This is a genomic window from Alteromonas sp. MmMcT2-2, from assembly GCF_022348305.1.
GTDB lineage: Bacteria > Pseudomonadota > Gammaproteobacteria > Enterobacterales > Alteromonadaceae > Alteromonas > Alteromonas macleodii.
The window spans coordinates 1-1,625 of sequence record NZ_JAKRFA010000109.1 but is presented as its reverse complement, the minus strand read 5'-3'; the positions used below and the strand labels follow the sequence as shown (position 1 = coordinate 1,625).

Genomic DNA, 1,625 nt, shown 5'->3' with positions numbered 1-1,625 from the left:
ATTGATCTGATCACCAAACGTCATGAATGTTCCTATCTTTTTTATCTTATTGATATCGCAATATTATTTGTGGGGATACCTCAGACTCTGACCCCATTACTAATGGGGTAGAGTCAATCTACTCACTTCATTAATCTGACAACTCGTACCTTGAAGCGTTTATTTCATTTGCTAATGAATACAATGCTCAATTAATAAAGTACTTTGACCCCATAACTAATACTATCCGCTTATGGATAATTGGTTTAAAACGCTTTACATTTTTGAGGTGTTAATAAAATGTTAAGTGTGCATGATGAAGTATTTAGTTTTAGCTGTTATTGCCGGTCTCGTTAATGTAGTGATGTCTTTTGTTACTTCACATCTACTAATCTCTGCAGTTGCTACGTTTCTTACTATCCTTTTCGCGGCCTTTATTATTGAGAAGGTATTTCAAAACCAAAATATAGCCGCTAGTAATACTGTTCTATCTGACGATTATAAGAACAATGCACACAGCAATGATGCAACGAAAGTTAGTCATGCCGCGAGTAACATTGCAATTGGTGGTGCTTCTATCTCTTTCTTTTTAGAGCAGTTATCAAAAGCATTTAATGAGCAAGTCGCGAACATCGGCGAGATGAGCGGTAGACTCCAACAATTAGAACTTTCCTCAACTCAGTTAGATGATCTTGCCAAGAATGCTGCATCTTCTATGAATGAATCTGACGAGAAAACGCAGTTCGGAAGTACGTCGTTAAAAGAAGTATTAAGCCAGCAACAGCAGCTGGTTAAAAACATAAATGCGTCATCTGAAGCGCTTACTACATTAAAAAGTAAGGCCGAGGGAATAAGTACAATAACAAACACCATTAACCAATTAGCCGATCAAACAAATATGCTAGCGCTTAATGCGGCTATTGAAGCTGCAAGAGCGGGAGATCAAGGACGTGGTTTCGCCGTTGTTGCTGATGAAGTACGCGAGCTTGCCAAGAAAACAACTGATGCCACCTCAGGAATTGAAAGTTTGCTGCAGGATATGAATACAAGTAGCCAGGCCGCAGTGGCTACTATGGAAACGGTGCTTAACTCTAGTGATAACATGAATGTGAAATTAAAGGAGAGCGAAGAAGCTATCTCACACTCCAGTATGCTCTCTACAAAAGCTCGGGAATCGATGGGCGCTATGCAAGCAATGGTAGAAAATAATGCAGAACATAGCGCAGGTATAAGTACCAATATACTTCAGTTGCACACGACGACAGAAAAATTAGAGCACGACCTCACTGATGTTTCTACTCAGGCGCTATCACTGAGTAGTCAAGCTGAAGATATTTTCAGGCTACTGGAAAGCTTCGATGTAAATGATCGAAACAGCGAAGTTAGAGACATTGCAGTCAATGCAGCTAAAACTGTTGGAAAGCGTTTCGAGCAAGCGATTTCAGAAGGGAAAATATCGGAAGCAAAGCTGTTTAATTTTGACTATTCACCTATACCGAATACTAATCCTATAAAGCACACGACACCTTTTGATAAGTTCACCGACGAGAGACTGTAACTAATTTTGTGTAACTGCCTATCTCAATTTACTCTATAGAGAGTTAAGGATAGGCAGATGAACATGAATAAGAAAGAGCTTGAAGCTT

1 protein-coding gene is annotated in these 1,625 nt (G+C 39.3%); it reads left to right on the top strand.

What is annotated here, in order from left to right; translation table 11 throughout:
- Window positions 1-295 precede the first annotated feature (295 nt).
- Window positions 296-1,537 carry a methyl-accepting chemotaxis protein gene (locus MHM99_RS21035; protein WP_239220457.1) on the top strand — a complete coding sequence of 414 codons (1,242 nt, stop codon included), beginning with the start codon at window positions 296-298 and terminating at the stop codon, window positions 1,535-1,537.
- The last annotated feature ends 88 nt before the right edge of the window (window positions 1,538-1,625 follow it).